At 61.5% G+C, this 21,714-nt stretch carries 16 protein-coding genes; 12 read left to right on the forward strand and 4 right to left on the reverse strand.

What is annotated here, in order from left to right:
- Positions 1–160 precede the first annotated feature (160 nt).
- Positions 161–959 (forward strand): IS5 family transposase gene (locus tag ACWEQQ_RS05190; RefSeq protein ID WP_452347231.1). Its coding sequence is split into 2 segments (ribosomal slippage): positions 161–534 and positions 533–959, totalling 801 coding nucleotides; the frame shifts between segments, so codons are not numbered across the junction.
- Between the two features lie 122 nt (positions 960–1,081).
- On the opposite strand, the gene ACWEQQ_RS05195 is transcribed toward ACWEQQ_RS05190, so the two are convergent.
- The 3 genes from ACWEQQ_RS05195 to ACWEQQ_RS05205 all read right to left on the reverse strand — a co-directional run bounded on the left by ACWEQQ_RS05195 (position 1,082) and on the right by ACWEQQ_RS05205 (position 6,374).
- Positions 1,082–4,414: a protein kinase domain-containing protein gene (locus ACWEQQ_RS05195; RefSeq protein ID WP_452347232.1), complete on the reverse strand. Its 3,333-nt coding sequence runs from the start codon at positions 4,412–4,414 to the stop codon at positions 1,082–1,084.
- A gap of 361 nt (positions 4,415–4,775) precedes the next feature.
- Complete coding sequence (locus tag ACWEQQ_RS05200; protein WP_452347233.1) at positions 4,776–5,201, reverse strand: nuclear transport factor 2 family protein; 426 nt, start codon at positions 5,199–5,201, stop codon at positions 4,776–4,778.
- A gap of 69 nt (positions 5,202–5,270) precedes the next feature.
- Positions 5,271–6,374 carry a porin PorA family protein gene (locus ACWEQQ_RS05205; RefSeq protein ID WP_452347234.1) on the reverse strand — a complete coding sequence of 368 codons (1,104 nt, stop codon included), beginning with the start codon at positions 6,372–6,374 and terminating at the stop codon, positions 5,271–5,273.
- 421 nt (positions 6,375–6,795) lie between these two features.
- Here ACWEQQ_RS05205 and ACWEQQ_RS05210 point away from each other — a divergent pair, with 421 nt between their 5' ends.
- The 5 genes from ACWEQQ_RS05210 to ACWEQQ_RS05230 all read left to right on the forward strand — a co-directional run bounded on the left by ACWEQQ_RS05210 (position 6,796) and on the right by ACWEQQ_RS05230 (position 13,375).
- A complete protein-coding gene (locus ACWEQQ_RS05210; protein ID WP_452347235.1) occupies positions 6,796–8,235 on the forward strand; it encodes an aldehyde dehydrogenase in 1,440 nt (479 codons plus the stop codon).
- A complete protein-coding gene (locus ACWEQQ_RS05215; protein WP_452347236.1) occupies positions 8,232–8,657 on the forward strand; it encodes a nuclear transport factor 2 family protein in 426 nt (141 codons plus the stop codon). The genes ACWEQQ_RS05210 and ACWEQQ_RS05215 overlap by 4 nt, the downstream gene beginning before the upstream one ends.
- Positions 8,658–9,244: 587 nt before the next feature.
- Positions 9,245–10,627, forward strand: coding sequence for an NAD(P)/FAD-dependent oxidoreductase (locus ACWEQQ_RS05220; protein ID WP_452347237.1), 1,383 nt, complete (start codon positions 9,245–9,247; stop codon positions 10,625–10,627).
- 483 nt (positions 10,628–11,110) lie between these two features.
- Complete coding sequence (locus ACWEQQ_RS05225; RefSeq protein ID WP_452347238.1) at positions 11,111–11,329, forward strand: helix-turn-helix domain-containing protein; 219 nt, start codon at positions 11,111–11,113, stop codon at positions 11,327–11,329.
- Between the two features lie 582 nt (positions 11,330–11,911).
- Complete coding sequence (locus ACWEQQ_RS05230) at positions 11,912–13,375, forward strand: WS/DGAT/MGAT family O-acyltransferase (RefSeq protein WP_452347239.1); 1,464 nt, start codon at positions 11,912–11,914, stop codon at positions 13,373–13,375.
- A 300-nt stretch (positions 13,376–13,675) separates the two neighbouring features.
- On the opposite strand, the gene ACWEQQ_RS05235 is transcribed toward ACWEQQ_RS05230, so the two are convergent.
- A complete protein-coding gene (locus ACWEQQ_RS05235) occupies positions 13,676–14,635 on the reverse strand; it encodes a pyridoxamine 5'-phosphate oxidase family protein (RefSeq protein WP_452347240.1) in 960 nt (319 codons plus the stop codon).
- Between the two features lie 583 nt (positions 14,636–15,218).
- On the opposite strand from ACWEQQ_RS05235, the gene ACWEQQ_RS05240 reads away from it, so the two are divergent.
- The 6 genes from ACWEQQ_RS05240 to ACWEQQ_RS05265 all read left to right on the forward strand — a co-directional run bounded on the left by ACWEQQ_RS05240 (position 15,219) and on the right by ACWEQQ_RS05265 (position 21,714).
- Positions 15,219–15,980: a 3-hydroxyacyl-CoA dehydrogenase gene (locus ACWEQQ_RS05240; RefSeq protein WP_452347241.1), complete on the forward strand. Its 762-nt coding sequence runs from the start codon at positions 15,219–15,221 to the stop codon at positions 15,978–15,980.
- A gap of 49 nt (positions 15,981–16,029) precedes the next feature.
- Entirely contained in the window at positions 16,030–17,202 is a 1,173-nt protein-coding gene (locus tag ACWEQQ_RS05245) for an acyl-CoA dehydrogenase family protein (protein ID WP_452347242.1), read from the forward strand.
- Between the two features lie 39 nt (positions 17,203–17,241).
- Complete coding sequence (locus ACWEQQ_RS05250; protein ID WP_452347243.1) at positions 17,242–18,009, forward strand: SDR family NAD(P)-dependent oxidoreductase; 768 nt, start codon at positions 17,242–17,244, stop codon at positions 18,007–18,009.
- Positions 18,010–18,162: 153 nt separating this feature from the next.
- The gene (locus ACWEQQ_RS05255; RefSeq protein ID WP_452347244.1) at positions 18,163–19,602 is read left to right on the forward strand and encodes an aldehyde dehydrogenase; all 1,440 of its coding nucleotides are present in this window, start codon (positions 18,163–18,165) and stop codon (positions 19,600–19,602) included.
- A gap of 39 nt (positions 19,603–19,641) precedes the next feature.
- Positions 19,642–20,037 (forward strand): nuclear transport factor 2 family protein, encoded by a 396-nt coding sequence (locus ACWEQQ_RS05260; protein ID WP_452347245.1) that lies wholly within the window; start codon positions 19,642–19,644, stop codon positions 20,035–20,037.
- A 48-nt stretch (positions 20,038–20,085) separates the two neighbouring features.
- Positions 20,086–21,714, forward strand: coding sequence for a class I adenylate-forming enzyme family protein (locus ACWEQQ_RS05265; protein ID WP_452347246.1), 1,629 nt, complete (start codon positions 20,086–20,088; stop codon positions 21,712–21,714).

The following is a 21,714-nucleotide window of genomic DNA, read 5'->3' on the forward strand; positions in this document are numbered from 1 at the left end:
ATGCGTCCCAGGCCTCCATGACGGGCGTTGTCGAAGCAATCGCCTACGGTTCCGAACGATCAACCCTTCGACGATCGCGATTTTCCTTTGCGGAACTTAGAGCTCCTAACAGGTTCGGTGCGGTGGCGTTGGGTTCTATTGCAGTGCAGGATGTTTCGGTGTGGCAGCGCCTTGGATCGTGGATGACGAGTTGTGGGCGGTAATCGAACCGCTACTGCCGGTGAAACCGGCCGGAACACCGGGACCGCCGCAGATGGATAGCCGCCGGGTGCTGCAGGGGATCTTGTTCGTGGTGATCACCGGGATCGGGTGGGAAGATTTGCCCCAGGAACTGGGGTTCGGGTCCGGGATGACCTGTTGGCGCAGGTTGCGGGACTGGCAGGCCGTCGGGGCGTTCGAACAGATCCATCAAGTGGTGCTCGCCCGCTGCCACGCCGCCCGGTTGATCGACTTCGACCGGGTCATGGTCGACGCCTCGCATGTGCGGGCGAAAAAAGGGGGCGCCGCAACAGGTCCGAGCCCGGTCGACCGCCAAGACCGGTTCCAAGCACCACATCCTGACCTGCGGGAACGGATTCCCGCTCGCAGCAGCGCTGTCGGGCGCCAATGTCAACGACCATCTGCTGTTACCCACCCTGCTCGACCGGGTCCGACCCCTGCGCGGGCGCGCGGGCCGGCCCCGGCATCGGATCACCACCTTGATCGCGGACAAGGGATACGACTACCCCAGCGTGTATTCCGAACTGCGGCAACGCCGCATCACCGGCTACATCGCGCGCCGCGGCACCCGTGACAGGGTCACCGCCGGCCGCTGGATCGTCGAACAATCCTTTGCCCTGCTCCACCAGTACCGGCGACTGGCCATCCGATGGGAACGACGCACCGACATCCACCACGGATTTCTCGACCTCGCCGCAGCCCTGATCTGCTGGCGACGACTCAGCAACCGAATCCGGTAGGAGCTCCTAGCCGTTGCTGAATCTCGGTCAGTTCTCCAGTACCGTTGCCAAGGAAGCCGACGGAATACTGGGCCATTCGTCGCGCCAATGGCCTGCTTCGGCATCGAGTTCCAGCGCACGAATCAATGATTTGGTCCATTCGTCTGCGTCCCGTAGAGGACGGAGAAGGCCGAGGTCGACGTAGGTTGCCAGCGCGGGTACGAGTGTGTTCTTTCCCCCTCGATTTGACCACTGGCTGCCTGACAGGACGCGACCAGAAGTTGTGCCTCCAGGCCTGCTCGGGGGCGGCGCGTGGGGGCAATGCTCTTGCACAGCTTCGTTGCTCGATCGCATGCCGAGGCGATCTGAGCGGGAGTGCCCTCACGAAGTAGCAAGCGGATTGCGGTGGCCTCGTTGAGCTCTGCAGTAAGCGTTGCGATGCCATCAGTGCCTCGGATGGTTGTCTCGGTGTGCCCACGGGTCGTGATAGGGAGACCGAGTCGAACCTGTTCGTTGGTGATGCGAGCCGCCAATCGTGGGAGGGCGAGAATGCGCGCGGCGTGAGCGCCTTCCAAGCGTTTGGCTGCGCCGTCGAGATCACCACGTAGCGCCATGATCCGGGCACCGGTCGCATAGGTGGCCATCATGAACTCCACGGGACCGCCATCGGCGTCGAGCTCATGGACTTCGTTGAGGAGTCGTTCCGCTTCGCTGAGTTGGTCGCGTTCGTACAGCAGATCGCCGAGCATGGCGCTGGCCAGTCGCGTGGGGTAGGACAGTTTCCCGGATGCAGTTGTCGCGATGTCGAGCGCCATGCGGAAGTTGCGTTCGGCTTCGATGATGTCGAGCTGTTCGTGAGCTGCGATGCCGACCATGCAGTGGCTGGACGTCAGACCGAATGTCCCCCTGACCTGCCTATGGTATGGAGCGGCCCGTAGGTGCCACTCACGAGCCTCGTCGAAATCGAACCGATAGATCGCCAGGAATTCGGCAATATTCGAGGCAATCGACAACGTCCACGGAGTCAGCACGTCGGTTCGGGACATACAGTCGGTGACGACGTTGTCCAGGTCGTCGACGTGGTCGCTCATTGCACGTCCGGTGCCCTCGATGAGGGCCACCTCGGCAGCAAGAGCGGATCTGTCAGCTTCCGTCATGGAAGATTCCAGTGATGCGTTTGCGAGCCGCAACGCCGTCTGGAGTTCAGCCGTCTGGCGCATGAGTACATGAGCCCAACCGAGAGCGATCTGGAGGCGAGTCCGGTTTGCGATTCTCTCAGGTGGAAGCTTCGCGACCAGTCCGAGGAGCGTCGCGATCCGGGCATTCTGGATATGGTCCATGGCTCGGTTTTCCACGATGTCCACAGCGCGCTCGTCGTCTCCGCTTGCCAGCGCGTGATCGATTGCCTCGCTGAGGAGTCCGCGGTCGGCGAACCAGGAAGCGGCAGCGCGATGTAGCTCATCCAACTGCGTGGGGTGGTCGCGCTCTATTCGCTCACGGAGGAACTGTGCGAACAGAGGGTGGTAGCGGAACCATTCGCCGTTCTCGTCGACGCGGCGCAAGAACAGGTTCTGCCGTTCGATGTCTTCCAGCATCGCCTGCCCGTCTTGTCGGCCGGTCAGCGCGTTCGCCAGGTCCCCGCATACCCGTTCGGGTAGAGATGTCTCCAGGAGGACGTTGAGCACGTCGGAATTCACTGTGTCGAGTACGTTCTCGGCCAGATACTCGGCGATCATATGGTGTCGTCCGGAGATGTGGCTGATCAGTGCCGCGGGATCGCGGTGCCCGCGTAGCGAGAGCACGGCGAGTTGCAGCGCGGCGGCCCACCCGTCGGTTGCGTTGCTCAACTCGGTGATGTCTCCGTCGGTCAGTGACAGACCGCCGAGCTCGACCAGGAAGCAACTCGCTTCCGACGCGTCGAACCGCAATGCGGCCAAATCTACCTCGATGAGTTCGTTGCGAACTCGCATGGTGGCCAGCGGCAGGCCTTCGGTAGACCGGCTGGTGACAATGATCTGTAGGTGGTGACACCCCTTTTCCAACAAGAAACGCATCGCGGCTATGGCTGCGGGGTCCGTGACCTGGTGCCAATCGTCGATGACCAAGGCAAGACGTTCGCGGTGCTCGTGAATCTCGTTGATCAGAGTGGTCAGCACGAATCGAGCGGCACCCTCGCCCGACTCCTCGAGGGTCCGAGCCAGCTCGCCGGCGAGTGCCGGGCGGACCCGACGAATGGCCTCGATCAGATCTGTCAGCAGCCACACGACATTGTTGTCGTCACGATCGGCGTTCAACCATGCGACCGCAACCTGCTGCTCCTCCAGGAACCTCGCCCATTGGACCGCCAGTGTGCTTTTACCGAAACCGGCAGGGCCGTGGATGACGGTCAGACGCGGCCGCGAGCCAGCGCCCAACATCGCCATGAGACGGTCGCGCGGAACGAGTGGGCGCTCGGAGGTGGACGGGCGGAACTTGGTGGCCGGGGTTGGTGGTGTTCGCGAGCGTCGAGAAGAAGGGGTCGATCGGTGCGGGCTGGCGTCCGCGTACGTGTCCGCCGGATCGTGAGTGGGTGAGGGGACCGCCATGCCGTCAACGCTCATGTCGTTTGCGAATTGGATTCGGCGCAGCAGTTCACCGAAGTCCGCGGCCGAGTTCGGGCGGTCCCCCGGGTCGTGCGACATGCTGGATTCGATCGTGGAGCACACGTCGTCGGGGATGCCATCGGGTCGCAGGTCCGGTAGCGGTTCAGCGGCGATTCTGAGGAACTGAGCGACCACCTGCTCGCCGGAGCGGCGTTCGAAAGCAGCATGACCGGTGATCATGCAGAACAGCGTCGCGCCGAGCCCGTAGACGTCGGACGAGACCGACGGGCTACCCGATCGCAGTACTTCGGGAGCGGTGAAAGCTGGAGAACCGACCACTACTCCAGCAGTGGTCTCGAACCCGCCGTTGATGCGGGCGATTCCGAAGTCAGCGAGCTGTGGCTCTCCGTAGTCGGTGAGCAGAACATTGCCCGGCTTGATGTCTCGATGCAGGATCCCAGCGCGATGAGCGGTCTCGACGGCTCCGGCCAGTTTGATCGTGATCCGGATTGCGTCGTCGAGAGGAATACGACCTTCCCGGCGGATTCGGGCCTCCAGCGAACCGCGGGAGAAGTAGGGCATGACCAGGTACGGGCGGCCGCTACGGGTCGTGCCTACTTCCAGGACATGCACGATGTTCGGGTGACCGGAGAGTGCGCCCATTGCACGTTGCTCGCGGAAGAACCGTTCGAAACTCTCTGGTTCCAGGTCTGCTCTCGCTGTGAGAACCTTGACCGCGACGTTGCGGCCCAAAGCCTGTTGCCAGCAGCGATAGACGACACCGAAACCACCTCGGCCCACCACCTGAGGGTTGGAGAGGTCCGCGCCCTCCAGTTCGTCCGTGATATCTGGAGGCCGGTCACTTTGTGTTTCGAACGGATCCGAGCCGGCCATGGTCTTACTTCGCGTTCGGGCGGCGGCGAGCGTCGTGCCCCGCTGGGCCCTCAGTTTATGCCCGGCGAACCGCGTTCAACCATGGTGCTCGAACGAGCGCGCCGCAGGGCGGAGTGCCGACGCTCTCCCCGTGGTCAACGCAACCGGCGGATCAGTGGTGCGGGGCTCCTTCGATGTGTCGCTCGCAGTGGTGGACCGGCGCCCGCTTCACTGTCGGTGATACGGGCTACCGGCGAACTACACCGCCTTCCGCGCGCGGCTGGATCACGCCGACAGGCGCTACACCTCAGGTACCGCCGAATCAGACCGCGCGAAGGGTTGCCATACATCCAATGGGGGTCAAGCGGCCGGGGAGCAAGATCTACTCCTGTGATTGGGTGGGCGCCAGCTCGAAGGGGTTTTGGTGGCTGTCGACGATGACATTGCGACGAGCGAACAACCACCGTCCAGCTACTCTCTGTAGCTCATCCTCGTAGCGGCCGATGGCCGCCAGTCTTGTCTGGTTATCCCTGGTGTGGAAGACAACCCAGTAGGCGAAGCCGCGGGCCTGGTCGCCCGTGATGTCGGCTGCAACAGAAGTAAGTACGTGCCGAGGCTGCACGCCATCGAGCGACTCGAGATAGCTGCTCTGAAATTCCTCTAGGGCGGTTCGCCCCACCAGATCGCCACCCCAATTGAAAATACCTTGTTCGGTGAAGCAGTCGGCCCATGAGGAACCAGGACCTTCATCTGCTGCTAAGGCGTAGCGTGCGTTCAGTTCGCGGATCTCATCCTGTGGGCTCTGCAACGGCTTTTCTCTCAGTCTTCGATATCGGATCTGGACTATTCATCGGCTGAATCGATCACTCAATGATCATTATTGCTTTGCGTTGATGGCCGCACCCTCGGCGTGTTGGGATGCCGGCAAAGAAGCAGTCTTCACGACCTGTCGACGCCATCGCGCAATAGAGAGCACGATCAGGAGCAACCCTACGAGCGCCGAGCCGATCGGAAGCCACACACCGGAGACTGTGAGCAGGGTGCTGTTCTTCGACAGATCCTTGGCCAATGCCGAGACTTCGTTAGCTGACGTGTGCAGTTTGACTGTTGACAGCGGAAGTACGGGAACTGCGTTTCCACTAATCGGTACGGTTACGAACATCGCCTGAGTCTGGTCGACCTTCAAAGGGGTGCCGAACTGTTTATCGACTGCCATGTTGGCAACGTTGGAGCTGCCGAATCCCGTGTCAATAAGATCGGGTAGAGAGCTCAGGTGGTCTTGCACAGCAGCGCGCGATGCCTCAGGCACGATTCCTGCCTGGAGCAGGCTTGCCAAGACAGATCTGGAGAGCTGCGGCGGGAAGTTTTTGAACTGAGCCAAGACCGTAGGGCTCGTGATCGGTCCGGACGCTCTCACCTGGTAGTTGTACACGTCACGACCCTCGAGCGTGCCCTCGTCGAGGAACGTCGCGTCCTGGCCAGTTTGGGTCACGGGGTCGTAGATCCGGTTCCCATCCTTCGATGGATTCATCGGGAAACTGAACGCGATGCCTTCGTGTTTCTGGTAGGTGGACATGCGGTTCGTCGGCACGAGCGACTGCGCCTTCTCCTGCGTCAACGGTACCGGTGCGTAGTCGGTCCGGCTCACGGAATAACTATGCACGTCCTTCATCTGCGAACCGTTCGGCAATTCGATCGTGGTATCGCTCGTGATGATTGCGGTGTCCCCGTCGACGGCGTCAACCGTGAGAGATCGGTCCGCTTTAATCGGTGCCTCCGGTGTAATCAGGTGGGCAAGATCCTGATTCGAGAACGCCTCCGGGTTCAGCGCGCTAATTGTTCCTTCATACTTCTGACTCTTGCTCAAGTCGGCCGGTAGCTTCAACATCGATGGTAGCATTACAAATTTAACTATCATTGATGCCGTGATCAGCAGGATGCCGACGATCAGCAACGCGATCGATGACTTACGGATCGTCATACGGAGAACCTCACAGTTCGAGCGAAAAATGGGGCGGGCCATAAAATCTGCGCGATTTCCTTGGCGCGGCGATGCCGTAGTAGGAATCAGCTGCAGGATTTCGGCATTGTGTGATGAATCACATCGCAATTAGGGCAGGTCGACGCAATGCAAGCCTCCGCAACCGAGTACGTAGATCTCGCGCGCGGACTACTGAGAATCGAGTACCTCATTTGGGCTGTTGCTCAGTAGGTCCGCAACCGGGATCTCCGTAGCGCCTTACTGGTTCCCTGGGGTGACGCAGGCCACAGGCTGCATTGATGACTGCCCCGGCAAGCCCAGCTCGAAGAGTCGGGGTGCTCGACAACGCGATGCCGAGGAACAAGGCCGCGCAGGGCCGTCACGTCCATTGACCGTCACGTCCATTGAAAGGAACCGTCCGATGGGCATCGCGCGTAGCAAGTTATGGATAGGTGGGTGCTGGACTCCGCCGTCTACGAGTTCGGTCCTTCAAGTCACCAATCCGGCCAATCTGGAACTGGTCGGAACCTTCGCCAAGGCCGCAGAAGCGGATGTGGATGCGGCAGTGAATGCTGCCCGCCTGGCGTTCACCAGTTCCGAGTGGGCCACGTCGAGCCCGGCGTACCGGGCCGACGCCATGGAGCGCTTGGCCTCGGCACTCGAGTCCAGAGCTGAAGCCACCGCGTCGGCGGCCACTCGGCAGATTGGTATGCCCACCACCATCGCCGGTATCTCCGAGGCCGTCGTGCCCGCTCGACTGTTGCGCTATTACGCGCGACTCGCGCGCGAAATGCGGATCGAGGAAACACGGACGTCGTTCGGCGGCGGGGAGACGCTCGTGCGCAGCGAGCCGATGGGCGTAGTCGCGGCAGTGGTGCCCTGGAACTTCCCGCAGGCCCTGACCTTCTTCAAAGTCGCGCCACTGCTCGCCGCGGGTTGCACAGTTGTGATCAAGCCGGCTCCGGAGACCGTTCTCGACGCGTTCATCCTGGCTGACGCCATCGAGGAGGCGGCGCTACCCGCCGGAGTCATCAACATCGTCCCCGGCGGCCGCGAGATCGGTGCTTACCTTGTAGCTCACCCCGGAGTGGACAAGGTCTCTTTCACTGGATCGGTTACCGCCGGCCGCACCATCGGTGCGGCGTGTGGAGGTCTACTCCGGCCCGTCACATTGGAACTCGGCGGCAAATCCGCTGCGATAGTCCTTGATGACGTGGATCTCGGCGGTCACTTGGACGGTTTCTTTGCGGCCACGCTCATGAACAGCGGACAAACGTGCTACTTGGGTACCCGTGTGCTGGTACCGCGCTCGCGGTACGCGGAAATCGTAGACACGGTAACCGACTTTGCTGCCGCTCTTCCGATCGGCGACCCCACCGATCCGGCGACAGTCCTCGGACCGCTTGTCAACGCGCGGCAACGAGACCGGGTGGAGCACTACATCTCCAAGGGGATCGCTGAAGGGGCCCGGCTCACGACGGGTGGCAAGCGGCGCGAGGATCTCGGCCCCGGATACTTCGTCGCTCCGACAGTCTTCGCCGACGTTGACAACGCCTCGACGATCGCGAGCGAGGAAATCTTCGGCCCGGTGTTGTCTCTGATCCCTTACGGCGGTATCGACGAGGCCGTGCAGATCGCGAATGACAACCAGTACGGGCTCGGCGGCAGCGTGTGGACCGACGATGAGAGTCTCGGACTTGAGGTCGCGCGGCGAGTTCAGACGGGCAGTTTCGGAATCAATAACTACAACCTGGACTACGCCGCACCGTTCGGCGGGGTCAAGAACAGCGGTGTAGGGCGCGAACTCGGCCCCGAGGGAATTTCCATCTATCAGAAGAAGAAGTCGGTGTATCTCTCATGACGGAACAAGTTCAAATCAATGATCCGGTGGCGGCAGCGGTAAGATTTCTCGAATTCCTATCCGTTGGCGATGTCGACGGAGCTCTTGCAATGGCTGACAATGACGTGTTCATGTCAATTCCCTACCAGCCCCCCGGATATCCGACCCGCATCGAAGGAAGCGAGAAGCTCCGTTCCTTCCTGAGGCGAGTCCTCGGTCTATTTTCGCCCATTTCATTCCGCGTTACCGAAGCGCTCTCTATCGAGGGAGGAACGGGTGCAGTAGCTCGCTACGAGGGCAGGTCGACCATGCTCCGTACCGGCAATCCGTACAACAATTCCTATATATCGATCTTCCGATTCTCGAATGGAAAGCTCGTCGAATGGACCGAGTTTGCTAATCCGCTGGTGCTGCTCGAATCTTTCGGCGAGCCGAATGGGTAGACGCAGGACGTAAGGCTCACGAGTGACTGACCCGCCTCAATCAGCTTGCTGATCGTGGCGGGTTTCGGGCTAATAGGGCTCGGGAGATCCTGGACGTCGGATCAGCTGCGGCTTTTCGCCTGCGCCGGCGTATCCCGGCACATCGAGGGCGTTTGAAGGCTACCCGACCTCGAACTCCATACCCTCGAAGCTTGCGGTCGACTCGCGGTCTTCGCCGGTGCGAGCTCCTGTCGAGTACTGACCATCTCGAATTACTCTCCATAGATCCCCGCATGTCGTCCAGTTCATCATGACCGCGCGCCACGCAGGGAACCCGGCACTTCTCTGAAGTCTCTATTGAATCGTGCAGTGCTTGACGTCGATCGTCGCTGCATTGATCTAAACGGCGTCCAGCATCTCGAAGTTGATCAAAAGCCGGAGCCCGGCTGTCCCGCGACACTCCGTATCCTGAAGGTAGAACCTCAGTAGTGTGATACGGGTTACGTTCCCTCCGAATTTAGGGACTCTTGCCATAGGTCGGCGCATCGGGCTAATCGAGTCAAAGACAATGCGCAATCCGACCTGTGGAATCCAATGGAGGTCTACCAATGTCCCTGGATCATGCAGTCGTACTGGGTGGAAGCTTAGCCGGGTTGCTCGCCGCTGCTGGTCTCAGCGAGTCGTTCGATAAAGTAACCATCGTCGAACGTGATGAACTGGAGGACGCACCGTCGACACGACGCGGTGTGCCCCAGGGCAACCAGGCTCATATGCTGATGCCGCTCGGCCTGGATCGGTTCAACGATCTCGTCCCGGGCTTCGAGGAGTATCTGGTCGACAACGGATGTGACCTTTACGACTTCACCGGGGAACTGCCTTTCTACACGGCGGAGGGCTGGTGTCTTCGGGCCAATGCAGGCATTCGCACAGTCGGATTCCTCCGGCCCAAGATGGAGTGGCTGCTCCGCCGACGTGTTCTGGAACTTCCTAACGTTGAGATCATCAAAGGCACTGCTACAGCTCTCAGCGCCACATCCAACGGCGGCACGGTCAACGGAGCGCACGTTAAAGGTCTCGATGGCGGACAGCTGGAAGCGGACCTTGTGGTCGATGCCACGGGCCGAAACTCGAAGGCGGGCGCCTGGATTGAGGCCCTGGGCTACGTAGCTCCCGAGGAGGTGCACCTCCGCCCGTACATGGGTTACGTCACGTCGGTGGTCCGATTCCCGGACGGTGCGCTGCCGGAGGGCGTCCGTGGGATCGGCGCCCCAACCCACCCCGGCAATACCCGGGGCGGGAGTTTCCAGCCATGCGGCGACGGCAACCACATCCTGGTCGCTGCGGGCATGATGCGCGACTATCCAGAAGCCGACCACGAGGCCGTGCTCGATTTCCTCGAGCAGGGCGCAAGCCCGCTCGTCGGCAGGTTTGCTCGCAAGGCCGAGCTGGTCGAGCCGCCGGTCGCTTACCGGATGGTCGGTAACCAGCGGCGACTGTGGGAGAAACTGGAGCGGCGGCCTGAGGGCTTCGTTGTCCTCGGAGACGCTGTGACGTCTTTCAACCCGGTATACGGGCAGGGCATGACAATGGCGTCTCTTGGGGCCACCATCCTGCGTGATGCAGTGCGGGCAAGCACCGGACGGATTGCCGGCCTCGCCGAGAAGGTACAGCGGGAGTTGGCGCCGTGGACCGATGTCGCCTTCGCGACGGCCGCCAGCCAGGACGCCTTCTACGAGGGTGTCGAATTCGTCAACATGGACCAGCCACCGCAGGAGGCCAAAGCTGCCGGCGCGGCACTGGCGCAAGTGGCCACCGAGGATATGGACGTCATGATGGCGATGCGGAGAGCGGCTTACTACATGGACATGTCGGATCTGACCTCCGACAAGGTCCAGTCCAAGATCCAGGAATGGGTCAGCACAGGTAGGAAGGTCTCGGACGTCGCCGCAGATCCGGAGCGGATCCCTGACGCAGTGCCGTACCCCGGCTGACTTTTTCCCGGGGCAACCGCGTTTGCTGGGTTGAACCATCACCTATACGCCCCACCCGTCGAGAGAGCTGAACGGTGGTTTGCTGATGGTCCTGCCAATCTCGCTGCTAGGACCATCACGCGTCTGATGGGTGGGGTCTCTCGGCCCGCCTAACGGGCCCGCGACAGGAGACATGAGCGCACGCGATCACGGTGCCGGGCGCGACGATTGAAACCGTCCCGCGCCAGGTGGTTCGTGCCGTGGGCGGTGAATCTGCCAGATCAGCACTGCGTCACCGCGTCGGCAGTTCGAGGTGCCGACGCCGTGACGCAGTGCCTCGCCAGTGTGCGCCGCCGTCACGCAAATGATCTGGCGGGCCCGTCGGCCTATCTAGTGCCTCGTCCAGGGAGGTTGATTCGGTAATCGCCGGGGTGGCAGGTTGAACCGGAGCGGCCGACCGGTGATGTTGCCGGTGGCGGTGGTGCCTGTGGCTCGTAAGCCGGAGTGCTCGTCAGGGCGGTGACTCCGGAGGAAGGCCGCAAACTGGCCCAGATCGCCCGCCGCAGCACGCAGCCGGTATGGATGCGGCGCACGTTGGTGATGGCCTCGGTGCAGCATCAACCGGCGGGGTTCATTGCGAAGTTGATGCAGGTGCCGGAATCGTATGTGCGGCGAGTGATCCGCGACTTCAACGAGAAGGGTTTCGACGCGCTGGACCCCTAAATGGAGAGGGGCAGACCGGCGAAGACCGATCAGGCCACACGTGATCGGATCTGTCAGATCGCCCGGTGCTGCCCCGCGGCTTGGGCTGGCCGTTCTCCACGTGGAGTCTGTCGAAACTGCGGGATGTATTGCATGTCAACGCAATCGCTGACATCAGTCGTGAAACGCTACGGCTGATCGTGAAGGTCGGCACGCCCCCATCGACGACTAAGTCTGGTATATGCGCGGCCGCAGGCTACTCGGAGCCATCCACATTCGAGTGCCGTCAGGCTAGCCGCAGGGCGTTTCCACGGAGCCCTCGTTCCGACTACTCGCCGGTAGCCGTACGATGGCCGCAGTCCGCGTACGACCTTGCGGACCAGAATTCTTGGACGTGTGATCAGTGTTTAGTGTTCGCACACAATTAACGAGATGTAACGGTCGATCAAGACCGTGACGTGTCAGCTGACACTACACTCGCATTCACCCCTCCAGTTCGAGGGTTTCACCGTTCGAGCGTGTCAGCGCCGGCACGGTGTCGCGCTCCGTGCCGCGATGCACGGAATCACCAGACGTCCGGGATCGACGCTGTGAGCTGTCGGCATGCACCTGCCGGCGGCCGCGTCCGGTACCGACACGACCCGGGAGGACTCCGTGGGCCACCAGCACACCCCTGCCGCCATCTCGACCACACGCGCCATCGGCCCTGTGAGACAGCTCGATTCGCTCGATCTGCACCTGCTCGATACCGAAACTTCCACTACGCCACTGCATATCGGCGCGATTACGCTGCTCGACTCCGCATCAGCGCCGAACGGACCGCTCGATTCCCAAGCACTGCGACGGCTTTTCGCAGAGCGGCTGCCCCTCGTCGCGCCGCTACGCCGCCGGGTGCGCACGGTCCCGTTCGGATTGGACCTGCCCTACTGGGAGGACTGTGCGGAGATCGACCTGAAATACCACGTCCGCGATATCCGACTGCCCGACGGCGCGGATGATCGCGAACTCGCCGACTACGTCGCGCGCCGCCACGGTCAGCCGCTCGACAGGTCGCGTCCGCTGTGGGAATGCCACCTCGTGTCCGGACTCTCGGGCGGGCGGCAGGCCGTCTACACGAAAGTGCACCACGCGGTGATCGACGGCGTCTCCGCCGCCGAGATCATGGCCGCCATAATGGATATCTGCGAAACACCCTCCGCCACACCGCCGTCCACTCCGGACCTACGTCGCGGCCGGACACCGTCGACCGTCGAAATGCTCGCGCGCAGCCTCCCGAACGCGCTCACTCGACCGGCAACCCGATTCCGCGCCGCCCTGCGCGCCGTGCCGACACTGCTGCGTTCCGCCGATGATCTACACACCAAACACCCCGACGTACCGTTCAACGGCCCCCTCACCAGCGCCCGCAGCGTCGCATACACATCGCTACCCCTCGACGCGGTGAAAACCATCAAGAACAGCGTCGACGGGACGGTCAACGATGTCGTGATGGCCCTGTGCACCACCGCATTGCGGAGCTGGATGCACGACCGGGGCTTCGCCACCGACCGACCGCTGCTGGCCGCCATTCCCGTATCGGTGCGCACGCCCGAGCAGTTCGGCACCGCGGGAAACCAGTTCTCACTCATGCTCACCACATTGCCGATCTCCGAGACCGACCCTGGTCATCGAGTGAAACTCTTGCGCGACAACCTGCTCGTCGCCAAACAGCGATTCCACACCCAGTCATCGCATCTACTGCACGAAGTCACCACACTGGCAACACCACTGCTGCACGGCATGCCCACCCGAGCCGTGATGCGAGCGGCTGCATCCACTCTCCCGCTGGTCAACCTGCTCGTCTCCAACGTGCCCGGGCCACAGATACCGTTGTACCTCGCGGGAATTCGCGTGCTCTCGAGCCACCCCGTCTCAGTGCTCACCGAGCTGTCGGGCTGCCTGAACATCACCGTCATGTCCTACGACGGACACCTCGACTTCGGAATCCTCGCCTGCCCCGACACCGTTCCCGACGTCTGGGACATCGCTCGCAACCTCGAGGACGCACTGACCGAACTCCAGGCCTGACCGACCAAACGGAGCAGGAAATGACCGCCGAACCCATCGAATACGAACCGACAATACTATCCCGGCAGTCCGGCAAATTCGTCGTCCGTGCCAGACGTGCGCTGCGGCGACGGCGCACCTTGACAGCAGCGACCGAGGACTACGTTGCACGCGGATTACCGTGTCAACCTTTCCGGACGAGGCATTAGGTGGGTGGCTCAACTGTTCGAGCCCTCGACTCTGCGAGGGCTCGAACAGTCTTTGGAATGTGCGCCGAAATGATCAGCTATCGAAACGACTCATGCTGATCTGGACGTTGATCTAATAGACGAAGTCCTGCGCTGGAATCGAATTGTGCTCGTGGACGATCTTGAACTTGCCCTGGATTCGCCTCAGAATGAGTGTCTCGCGCATAGACACCGCGAGCTCCTTGGGGTTGCCTTTCATGCGAAAGCGGATGTTCCAAATGCCGCGGAAATAGGCCACGTCTCCGAGGATCGATATGTGAGTATCGGCCCACTCGGTCAAGACCGGCCCGTCGCTGGCCTCGAAGAACTGCAGGGCGCGGTCGCGGAAGACGTCGAGACCGGCGAGTTGCATCGGCGGCGTCCAGTCGAACAGCACGAACGGTTCCGAATCCGGCTCATGGTGGTAGATGTCGGTAGAGACCGCGGCGTCGATATCGCGGTTGTAGTACGCGTTCGCGAGATGATCGACCACTTTCTGGATCTCGGCGAGGTCATCGGAATTCATCGCGGCGTCGCTTGTGGGCTCCATGTCTTCCGGATCCCCTTCCGTATTCGTTGTTGAAACGTGGACTGTGGCCTTGCCAATCAGCCGAATCTTGGAGTTATCCCAGCTCAGGCCCTCCCCGAGCGGGCGAAGACGGAGAACGACCTGGTCGGCATACGCTCGTGCGACGGCGGGCGGCGCTTGTTCGAGCGGAAGCTGGTGCGCGGCATACTTGGTGTCGAAAAGTGCGACGATCGTGTCGATGGCGGCCTGGTCCTCAACCACCATGACGCTTACGTCGAGATGGATGGCAGCAAGATCCGTCCAGTTCTTGCCCCGTTCGATGAGCAGCGATGCTCTCGGATCGCGGCGAATTCTGGCTAGTTTCGCTGATCCTCGAGGTGTTTGTATGTAGAGGTCCCCATCGAGTTCGACGTACCAGATCGGCAGGCTTATCGGTCGCCCGTCGGCGCGCAAGGTGGTCAGCACCGCGGTGTGATTTTGTTGCAGGAATTGTTCGCGCTCGGCACCCTCGATGATCACGCCCATTTGATCACCGCCAACGCGATCGATGGCGTGCGCAGATCGCATGGGTCTGTGCGGGGCGTCGTGTGTAGCCGGGTTGAGTTGGTGAACGGAGCGGCATTCCGTTCTGTCAAAAATGTGGTCTGCTTCACACCTGCGATCTACCCACAGGGCAGAAGCAACTGCGCCCGTAGTCGGCTACGGAGATCGATCGAACGCTACTGCTGCTTTCTATCCGGCCGCGCGCTTCACGGTGCGCGCACCCTCTCGAGCATGCTGCGGCCGCGGTGGAGGACCAACCGCGGTGGCGTCATCACCGATAGAGCGCATTCGTCAGGGCAGACGCTGAGTAGTCATCTCGGATCGAATTCCGTAGATCAGTACGGGTGACCCGCATCACGGGTGCCGCCAACATAGGCGATGGGTGCCACCTTTCGAGTGCGTGGCATCCCCACTACTGATTGTTTGCGGAGGCTCCCGTTGTTCCTAGATCGCCCTGCCGCCCCTGGCGGATGCTTTGGCGAAATCGCCGCGGCCCCGAGGCGTGCACCAGCGCGCGTGAGCGGCTCAACGTCGTTGCGCCAGAGCTGTCTTGAGGTGGTCAGCGATGGATGTTAAGGGCAGTGTGGCCCTGGTAACGGGCGGTGCTTCGGGTTTGGGGCTGGCTACGACCCGGGCCCTTGTAGAGGCTGGCGCTCAGGTTGTGATCCTCGATCTTCCTAGTGCACCAGGAAAGGATGTCGCCGCCGAACTGGGTGCTGCTGTCCGATTCGTGCCGGGTGACGTGACGTCGGAAGACGAAGTGACGGCGGCTTTCGACGCCGCCACCGAAATGGGTGACTTGCGGATCGCAGTCAACTGTGCGGGGGTGGGCCCGGCAGCGAAGACCCTGGGGCGTAGCGGGCCTGCACCACTGGCCGCGTTTACCCGGACTGTCGGTGTCAATCTGATCGGTTCCTACAACGTGACGCGACTCGCTGCACAGCGGATCGCGGCAACCGAACCTCGGGCCGGCGAACGCGGGGTGATCATCTCTACTGCCTCGGTCGCGGCGTTCGAAGGGCAGATCGGCCAGGCTGCCTATGCCGCATCCAAGGGTGGCATCGTCGGTATGACATTGCCGATCGCCCGCGATTTGGCTTCGTATTTGATCAGGGTCGTCACGATCGCGCCGGGGCTTTTCCGGACACCCCCCATGGAAACCCTGCCTCAGCAGTCCCTTCAAGCTCTCGCCGAACAGGTGCCCCATCCTTCCCGGCTCGGCGAGCCGTCGGAGTACGGCGCCCTGGTCAGGCACATTATCGAGAACCCAATGATCAATGGCGAAACCATCCGATTGGACGGGGCGATCCGAATGGCGCCGCGATGACCGCGCACGAGGCGCGGAAAAGCCCACAGCATGTACAGAGAGGTAAGTGATGGATTTTCAGCTGTCACCGGAGCAGCTCGCACTACAAGATCGTGCACTGCAGGCCGGCCGCGCACTCCGCGACGAGGTTGCGGAATGGGATCGCTTGAACAAGGTGCCCTACGACCGCGTTGTGCAGCACATCACTGATCACAGGCTGCTCGGCCTCGCGATGCCCAAGCAGTACGGTGGCCAAGGGCTGACCGCGCTCGAATATTTCCTCGTGGTGGAGGCGCTGTTCCGAGGCTCTCAGTTCTGGGCCGTGGGCGAGCCGGTGTTCGCCACCACCGGGCCGGGGCCCTCGATGTTGCTGCTTGCCGAGGACGAGCGGACCCGCGAAAAGTTCCTTCCCGACATCGTCGAAGGGCGTCGCCAGTGTGCTATCGCGCTCACCGAGCCTGACTACGGTTCCGATTTGACGTCTCTCGCAACATCGGTCTCGAGGGACGGTGATGAGTTCGTCGTCAACGGATCGAAGAGCTTTGTCACCGGAGCGGTCGAGAACGACCTCTACGCAGTCTTCGCTCGCTTCGATGACATTCCCGGCCACAAGGGCATCGGCGCGGTAATCATCGAGGCCGGCACGCCGGGCTTCAAGATCGACGCCGGTCCGGAGTTCGTCGGATGCCGGGGTGTGCCGCACGGGGATCTGTTGATGGACAACGTGCGCATTCCGGCCGAGAACGTTGTTGTCGGCCCCGGCAGCTTCGGCAAGCTGATGACCGCATTCAATATGGAGCGCCTCCACAATTGTGCGTTCAACCTCGGTATGGCCGAGTCGGCCTTCGATGAAGCGGTGAGCTACGTCGAGAAGCGGCAGGCATTCGGGCACAAGATCGTCGAGTTCCAATCCGTCTACCACGCGCTGGTTGATATGTGGACCGATATCGAAGCACTGCGAGCGCTCGCCTACCGCGCCGCAGCGTCCGCAGTCGGCGGCAACTTCCCGAAGTCGCTCGAAACGACGACCGCCAAGCTCTTCGGCGCCCGCGTGGCCTCGCAGATCACCCTCAAAAGCCTGGAACTGCACGGCGGGTTCGGTGCGACAACCGACTCGGCGATTCAGCGCATCCATCGCGACGTTGTCGCGACCATCGTCGCTGGCGGGAGCCCGCTCGTGCTGCGGAACTCGATCGCTGCAGAACTGCTGCCGGACCACAACTTCTCCCAGCGCAGCCGATAGCAACAACACCGCGCTCGGCACGGAAAGGACTACTCACCCATGACTTCGGATACCGATTTGCGTTGGGCGCTCGTCGCCGGCGGCTCCGGTGGCATCGGCAGAGCAGTATGCGCTGCTCTTGCCGATGACGGTTGGAACGTCGCTCTGACGTATCACAGCAACAAGGATGCGGCGGAGGCCACCGCGGACCGGGTCCGTGAGGCAGGACGGGAGGCACTTATTGCCGGAGTGGATCTCTCCGACGCAGCCGCAGCAAGCCAGACAGTGGCTGACATCAGTAAGAACGTCCCGTTGTCGGCTGTGGTCTATGCGGCAGGACCGCACATCACGATGGACTTCGTCTCCAGAATTACATCTCAGCAGTTCTCGGACACGATCGACCAGGATCTCAAAGCTTGCTTCAACCTCCTGCAGCCAGCGCTACCGCATCTGCGGGCGCATCGAGGCAGGGTCCTCGCGATGGTGACCCCGGTGATTCTTCGCTACGCACGGACAGACCTTCTGTCTGTCGTCCCCAAGGCCGCAGTGCAGGCCCTGATACGCGGCATAGCGGCCGAGGAAGGTCGCTTCGGCGTTCGAGCTAACGCGATCGGGGTCGGCGTCATCGAAGGCGACGGAATGTGGAATGAGCTTATGGCCCGCGGAGACTTCACCGAGGAAGGGCTGAAGCAGGCTCTTTCCCAAACCGCGCTCGGCCGCTTCGGCAGTGTCGAGGACGTAGCGAAAGCGGCCCGATTCCTTCTCTCAGACGAAAGCGCCTGGATCACTGGTCAGACTCTCTATGTCGACGGTGGGTACAGCATTTAGCTGTCAAGCAAGTCTCCATCCCTCCAAGGAAAATAGCAGGGCATCGGCGATATCGGTGTTCCGCTGACCGCCGAAAATTTGGTAGCAGGGTTGAAATATCTCCCAACGATATTGTCTGCGCCCTGCTATTCAGCTCCACGAAGGACCGTACAAATGAATTTCAAGCGCGACGCGTTGTGGATTGATGGTCGCTGGGCCACTCCCAGCAGCGACTCCGTCATAACGGTAACCAACCCGGCGACCCTGCAGACCCTGGGCTTGGTGCCTGAAGCAGCCGAAAGCGACGTCGATGCGGCTGTGGCGGCTGCACGCCGGGCTTTCACTCAATCCGAATGGGCGAATTCGACGCCAGCGTTCCGCGCCGACGCAATGGAGCGGCTCGCTGCTGCGTTGGAATCCCGAGCCACCGAAACCGCGACAGCAGCCACCGCGCAGATCGGCATGCCGACTGCTATTGCCACGGTCTCCGAAGCGATAACGCCAGCGCTGCTACTGCGGTATTACGCACGCCTTGCGCGCGAAATGCAGATCGAGCAGGTACGGGACTCCTTCGGTGGAGGTCGCACATTGGTGCGCAACGAACCGATCGGCGTGGTCGCCGCGGTCGTGCCGTGGAACTTCCCTCAAACGCTGACCTTCTTCAAGGTCGCTCCGCTCCTCGCCGCAGGATGCACAGTTGTAATCAAACCTGCGCCTGAGACAGTCCTCGACGCATTCATTCTGGCAGATGCTGTCGAGGAAGCCGGCCTACCTTCCGGCGTCATCAATATCGTCCCAGGCGGTCGGGAGGTGGGCGCCTACCTGATCGGCCATCCCGGCATCGACAAGGTCTCCTTCACCGGTTCCGTCTCGGCCGGACGGGCAATCGGCGAGGTGTGCGGCCGTCTTCTCCGGCCGTCCACCCTCGAACTCGGTGGCAAATCCGCCGCGATCATCCTCGACGATGCCGACCTCGGAGTCCATTTGCAGGACTTCTTCGCGGCAACACTCATGAACAGCGGACAGACGTGCTATCTGGGGACGCGGGTCCTCGCGCCTCGCTCTCGTTACGCCGAAATCGTCGGTACCATCTCGGATTTCGTATCATCGCTCCCACTCGGCGATCCCACGGATCCCGCTACGGTTCTCGGCCCCGTCGTGAGCGAGCGGCAGCGAGATCGAGTTGAGAGCTACATCGCGAAAGGACTCAGCGAGGGCGCAAGGTTGACTACCGGCGGAGCCCGCCGCGAGGATCTGGGTCCTGGATACTTCATCGCGCCAACGGTATTCGCTGATGTCGACAACTCCTCGACCATCGCCAGCGAGGAGATCTTCGGCCCGGTGCTGTCTGTCATTCCGTACGTCGATGTCGATGACGCGGTGCAAATCGCGAACAACTCCGAATACGGTCTCGGCGGCAGTGTCTGGACGGAGGACGCGGAGTTGGGATTGGATATCGCCCGACGAGTGCAGACCGGCAGTATCGGCATCAACAACTACATGCTCGACTTCGCCTCGCCCTTCGGTGGCGTCAAGAGCAGCGGTATTGGTCGCGAGCTGGGCCCCGAAGGCATCGGAATCTTCCAGGCGACAAAATCGATCTACCTGTCCTGAATCGGCAGGTTGCGCGAAATACACTGATGGAGGTCTCTCGTGAATTCAGAATTGGAAGATCGTGAGAATATTCGCGAGCTTCATTCGCGCTACACCATCTCGGTCGACGAGCGGCACCATGAAGCATGGGCGAGATGTTTCACCGAGGACGGCACTTTCTCCAGCCCACTTCTAGGAACCCATACGGGATTCGAGAATCTCAAGAGATTCGCAACGTCTTACCATGAGAATCTGGCTGGTGTTCAGGTGCGCCACATCATCTCGAACATCAGTGTCGAGATTGATGGAACAAACGCCGTGGGTTGGTGTTATCTGTCCTACTATCATACGGAATCGGGTGAAACGCATCTTGCAGCCCTAGGCGGATACCGAGACACACTCCGGAAAGTAAACGGGCAGTGGCTTTTTTCTCGTCGTGACGTATTCCTCGATTGATCAGATGCATGGCCGCCGTCGGGCGACGGGCAGTATTGGAGACTTCCCTTGACAGAGATTCCAGTGGAGCATCGCGTGGCCTATTGGCCGTTAGATGACAGCGTCGAGCTACTCGAAGAGACTGCCGCGTCGCTCCTCATCACGCGAGCGAAGCAAAATCCAGACCGTGTCGCCTTGATCGGGCGAAGCCATTGTGGTGAGGAGCGGCGGCTCACCTACCGGCAACTAGGGCAAGCCGCTCGTGCGGTCGCGGATGGCCTCCTCGCGATTGCGGAGCCGGGCGAGAACGTCGCCATCCTCGCCCCGAATGTTGTTGAGTGGCCGGCCGTCGAGTACGGCGCCTCTCTTGCGGGGATGGTGCTGGTTGCGCTGAACCCATCCGCAGGGCAAGAGGAGCTCCGATACACGTTGGGCAACTCTGACGCTGCGGTGTTGATCCACGCGAATCGCAACGGAGCTCGAGATCTCGATGCGGTGGTTGCAGAGATCAGGTCTGACTGCCCCAATGTCCGAACGGTCGTTGGCCTGGAGGAAGTGAGATCGTGGGTGGAAGGCTCGCGGCCAGTCGAGCGACCATTGCCATTGGTCGATCCAGCTTCACCTGCGATGATCCAGTACACCTCGGGCACCACCGGCCGGCAGAAGGGGGTACTGCTCGCGCATCGGTCAATGGTCAACGCTGCCCGGTCACTGATGATCTCAGCCGGTATCGGGCCGGACGCTGTGATCATGTCGCCGTGCCCGATGTTTCACACTGCGGGATGCATAACGTCGACCCTCGGGCCGCTTTCCCTCGGAGCCACGTTGGTACTCATGGACAGATGGGACCCGGACGGCGCACTCGATCTCATCGACCGCGAAAGTGTCGACACTGTTGTATTCATCACGACAATGCTGCACGGGCTGATCAATGCCGCGAAAGCGCGTGAGGGGCAATACTCGCTTCCGACGATCACGGTCGGGGGCGCAAGTGTTCCTTCATCGATGGTCGAGGAAGCCCAGAAAACCTTCGGTGCAACAGTTCTCGTGGTCTACGGTCAGACCGAGTTGTCAGCACCGCTCACTGTCACTCGACGGGACGACACCGTCGATGACATCACGAGGACGATCGGCCGGCCGGTGCCACAGGTGGAGTGCCGCATAGCCGACATCGACACCGGCAAGACCGTCGGTGTTGGTGTTGCCGGCGAACTCTGCGCACGGGGGTACCAGCAGATGCTCGAGTACTATCGCAACCCCGAGGCAACTGCGGAAGCCATCGATGCCGAGGGCTGGCTGCACACGGGCGATCTGGCCACAATGGATGAGCGGGGTGTGATCACTCTTACTGGTCGGCTGAAAGAGCTGATCATTCGCGGTGGTGAGAATATTGCACCGGCCGAGATTGTAGATTGTCTAATTCGTCACGAGAACGTGGATCAGGCGGCGGTAATCGGACTACCCGATGAACGTCTCGGCGAGATTGTCGCAGCTGTAGTTGTGACGAAGTCTGCCAAACCAGGCCTGGTGCAGGAGCTACGGCAGTACTGCGCGGAGCGAATAGCACCCTATAAAGTTCCGCAGCGGTGGTACTTCGCCGACGCACTGCCAACGACTGCGTCGGGGAAGATCCAAGGCTTCGTTTTGCGTGACAGGATCATGGACAACGTAATGCCCGAGGCGGGTCTGAGTATCTGA

Source organism: Nocardia sp. NPDC004123 (genome assembly GCF_053603795.1).